The organism is Mitsuaria sp. TWR114 (genome assembly GCF_007997345.1).
This window is the reverse complement of the sequence record NZ_VOSR01000565.1, coordinates 1-3861: the sequence shown is the minus strand read 5'-3', so window position 1 is coordinate 3861 and position 3861 is coordinate 1. Positions and strand designations below refer to the sequence as shown.

The 3861-nt window shown below is 70.5% G+C and carries 4 protein-coding genes; 2 read left to right on the top strand and 2 right to left on the bottom strand.

Features of this window, described 5'->3' with window-relative positions; genetic code table 11:
• Window positions 1-243: MerR family transcriptional regulator (locus tag FUT87_RS19515; protein ID WP_186830639.1), on the bottom strand; the 243-nt coding region annotated here is incomplete at its 3' end.
• Window positions 244-288: 45 nt separating this feature from the next.
• Here FUT87_RS19515 and FUT87_RS19510 point away from each other — a divergent pair.
• Entirely contained in the window at window positions 289-1344 is a 1056-nt protein-coding gene (locus FUT87_RS19510) for an MBL fold metallo-hydrolase (RefSeq protein WP_091719918.1), read from the top strand.
• Between the two features lie 302 nt (window positions 1345-1646).
• Here FUT87_RS19510 and FUT87_RS19505 read toward each other — a convergent pair whose 3' ends face one another.
• Window positions 1647-2549, bottom strand: a complete 903-nt coding sequence (locus tag FUT87_RS19505; RefSeq protein ID WP_091719915.1) for a M48 family metallopeptidase — start codon at window positions 2547-2549, stop codon at window positions 1647-1649.
• 109 nt (window positions 2550-2658) lie between these two features.
• Here FUT87_RS19505 and FUT87_RS19495 point away from each other — a divergent pair, with 109 nt between their 5' ends.
• Window positions 2659-3585, top strand: coding sequence for a phospholipase A (locus tag FUT87_RS19495; protein WP_147242103.1), 927 nt, complete (start codon window positions 2659-2661; stop codon window positions 3583-3585).
• The last annotated feature ends 276 nt before the right edge of the window (window positions 3586-3861 follow it).

The following is a 3861-nucleotide window of genomic DNA, read 5'->3' as shown; positions in this document are numbered from 1 at the left end:
GCGCTTGCCGCGCAGGGTCAACTTCAGCCGCGTGCGGTCGCGCTGCGTGTACACGCGATTGCGCCCGGCGCGGGCGGGCGTCAGCAGGCCCATGTCCTCGTAGAAGCGGATCGCGCGCGGGGTGATGTCGAACTCGGCCGCCAGCTCGGTGATGGTGAACAGCGGTCCCGCGTCGTCGCCGGCTTCGGGCAGCGCGTCCTCGGGCAGGTCATCGGCCGGGGTCGGGCGGGGAGAGGGGCTCATGGCTACACTGGCTAATGACGTTGACGTAAACGTAAGTCTAAAGCCATGGCCAATCCCCGCGAATCGGAACTCACCTACCCCTTGGGCGACACCCTCCCCGGTCCGGGCGAGGCGCTCGACCTGCTGCCCGGCCTCCGGTGGGTGCGCATGGGCCTGCCCTTCGCGCTGGACCACATCAACCTGTGGTTGCTGCGGGACGTCCAGGACGGGCGCGAAGGCTGGACCATCGTCGACTGCGGCATCCACAGCGATGCGACGAAGGCGAACTGGGAACGGGTCTTCGCCGAGCGACTCGACGGCCTGCCGGTGCTGCGCGTCATCGTCACCCACTTCCACCCGGACCACATGGGCCTGGCCCACTGGCTGACCGAGCGCTGGCAGTGCCGGCTGTGGATCAGCGCGACGGACTATCAGCTGGCGCGGGTGGCGTCCTCGTCGACGGTGGGCATGGGCGGCGAGGCGGCGGCGGCCTTCTTCGGCAGCCACGGCCTGACCGATCCGGCGGCGCTGGACAAGATCCGCGGCCGCGCGAGCTATTACCCGAGCATGGTCCCGTCGATCCCGCCCGCCTTCCGCCGGCTGATGGACGGCATGAGCGTGCGCATCGGCGATCACGACTGGCGCTGCCTTGTCGGCCATGGCCACGCGCCGGAGCACATCAGTCTGTTCAGCGAGACGCTGGGCGTGATGATCTCGGGCGACATGGTGCTGCCGAGGATCTCCACCAACGTCTCGGTCGTGGACGTGGAACCGGAGGCGGATCCGCTGCAGCTCTACCTCGATTCGATCGCGCGGCTGAGCACGCTGCCGGCCGACACCCTGGTGCTGCCCGCGCACGGCAAGCCCTTCCGGGGATTGCACGCGCGCATCGACCAGTTGCAGCAGCACCACCAGGAGCGGCTGGCCGAAGTGCTGGAGGCCTGCACCGCCAAGCCCTGCCACGCGGCCGAGCTGCTGCCGATGATGTTCCGCCGGCCGTTGGACCTGCACCAGACGACCTTCGCCATGGGCGAGGCGGTGGCTCACCTGCATCGGCTGTGGCTGGGCGGGTTGCTGCGGCGGACGCTGGATGCGGATGGCATCCATCGCTTCTCGGCCTGAAGAAAAACGAGGCCCGGAAAGACAGTCGCCGCCGCCCCGATCACGGGACGGCGGCGCTGCGCCTTGTTATGCATCAGCTTGTCGGCTCTGAGCGCGGGTCGACCGGACGCAGCCGGGAAGGCTGGGGGACCAAAGCGCCGCCGGGAGCGGAACGCGGGAGGAGGTTCTGACTCAGATGCGAGTGATGACAGCGGTATCCAGTGTGCAGCCCCACCCAAATCAGCTACAAGCCCCCCCCAAAGGGGGAAATGCGAACGTTTACCGCTATCAAGCGGAACGATTGACGAAATCCCGACGCGGCATCAGGCCTCGTCCATCAGCGGCAGCACCGCCTGCTTGAGGCGATCGCGCGCGAGTTCGTATTCCGGGAACACCGACCGCACCACCGCCCAGAACCGGGGGCTGTGGTTCATCTCCTTGAGATGGGCCAGTTCATGCGCGACGACGTAGTCGATCAGCGCGGGCGAGAAGTGGATCAGCCGCCAGTTGAGCCGGATCATGCCGTCGGCGCTGGCGCTGCCCCAGCGCGTCTGCGCGGAGGACAGCCGCAGCCCGGTCATCGTGACGCCCAGCGGCCCGGCGAAGTGTCTGCAGCGGGACTCGAACAGCTGCCGCGCCTGGCGCTGCAGCCAGGCCTGCACCGCGTCGCGGATCTGCTCCGGCGCCGCGGTCTGCGGCAGGCCGAGGTAGAGCATGCGGCGCGGCACCGTCGCCAGCGTCGGCTGCGGATCGGCCTGGCCCTCGTCGAGCCGCGTGCCGGTCATCGACGGATCGAGCACGACGATCAGCGGCTCGCCCAGGTAAGGCAGGCTGCAGCCGTCGCCCCAGTGGACACGGGCCGCCTGCGTCCGCTTGGCGCGCTCGCGTTGCTCGACCAGCTTGCGCAGGATCCAGTCGCCCTTCTGCTGCAGCGCGTTGTCGATGTCGCCCAGCGGCACCCACTTCGGCGCGGACACACGCAGGCCCTCCTCGCTCACCGTGAAGCCGATGCTGCGGCGGCGCGCGCGCTTGAGCTCGTAGGGGATCGCCTGTCCCTGCAGCAAGACCTGGCGCAGCGACGCGCCGGCCTCACCGCGCAAGCGCGGCGTCGGGGCGACGGGATCCGGTGCGGGCGGCGGAGGCGCGGGCGGGGGCTCGGTGTCGAACAGCGACAGCTGCGTGAAGTTCAGCAGCGCGCCCAATCCCCGCAGCTTGGAAGGCAGCATGGGCTGCGAGTGTAATCAGGCGGCGGCCGACGTGGACGGCGGGGCCGGCGGCGCAGGCGGCACGCCGGTCATCGCGGCGCCGCCGTCGGCGGGATAGCAGGCGGCGCCGGTGCCGGTGCCCGCCGCGCTGCCGGTGGCGGCCGCGGCCAGCGTGCCGCGGGTGGACGATCCGTGCTCGCGCCTGCCGGAGGCCTCGGGCAGCGCCCGCAACTACCTGGGCTCGACGCTGTCCGAGCGCTGGGAGCTGTCCTGCCGTGACCAGCTCCCGCGCTTCCTGCCGCGGCCCTACAAGCCGGTCTACCTGCTGCCGGTGTCCTGGACCTCGCGCTCCAACCGCTCCCCGGCGCCGTCGTCCGAAACGCCGGACAACGGCGTGGTGCAGGCGCTGGACCTGGACAAGAACGAAGCCAAGTTCCAGATCAGCCTGAAGTCCAAGATCTGGTCGCTCGACGACCACGGCAGCCTGTCCGTCTGGGGCGCCTACACCCAGAGCTCGCGCTGGCAGGTCTACAACGGGCGCGTGTCGCGGCCGTTCCGCGAGACCAACTACGAGCCGGAGCTGATCGTGACCCACGGCGCCGACGTGGCGCTGCCCTTCGGCTGGAAGGCCAGCATGGTGGGCCTGAGCCTGAACCACCAGTCCAACGGCCGGGCGGCGCCGCTGTCGCGCAGCTGGAACCGGCTGATCGGCGACCTGAGCCTGGAACACGGCGAGACCACCGTCAGCCTGCGGCCCTGGTGGCGGATCCTGAACAGCGGCAGCGACGACAACCCGCGTATCCAGGACTACGTCGGCCGCGGCGAGGTGCTGGTGACGCAGAAGCTGGGGCGCCACGTGCTGGCGCTGACGGCGCGGCACAGCCTGCGCTTCGGCGACCGCTCGCGCGGCTCCGCCCAGTTGGAATGGGCCTTCCCGATCGGCGGCGGCCTGCACGGCTACCTGCAGCTGTTCAGCGGCTACGGCGAGAGCCTGATCGACTACAACTTCCGCGAATCGCGGGTGGGGCTGGGCGTGTCCGTCATCGAATGGCGCTAGGCGCGACCGCGCGCCCGGCCGCCGACGCCGCCCGGACTTCCGTCACGACCGGTCGCCGCCGGCGCGTCACCGGGCCCTTTTGTGATGAATATGGCGCACCCCGCGCGGCCCGCCCCCATCGCCTTCGCGCGGCGGCTCGACTAGGCTGCGCGCATGTCCGCTTTCATCGACACCTGCGTCATCTGGGTGGTGCTCTATCGCCTGGACGGCCGCGACCGCCAATGGGTCCGCGCCCTGCCGCCCTCGGCGGAGGCGGCGGTGCGCGCGCTGCTGCTG

Bases quoted from the DNA above. Each gene is read 5' to 3' on its own strand.
- FUT87_RS19510 (WP_091719918.1), top strand. From the start codon at position 289: ATGGCCAATCCCCGCGAATCGGAACTCACCTACCCCTTGGGCGACACC.
- FUT87_RS19505 (WP_091719915.1), bottom strand. From the start codon at position 2,549: ATGCTGCCTTCCAAGCTGCGGGGATTGGGCGCGCTGCTGAACTTCACG.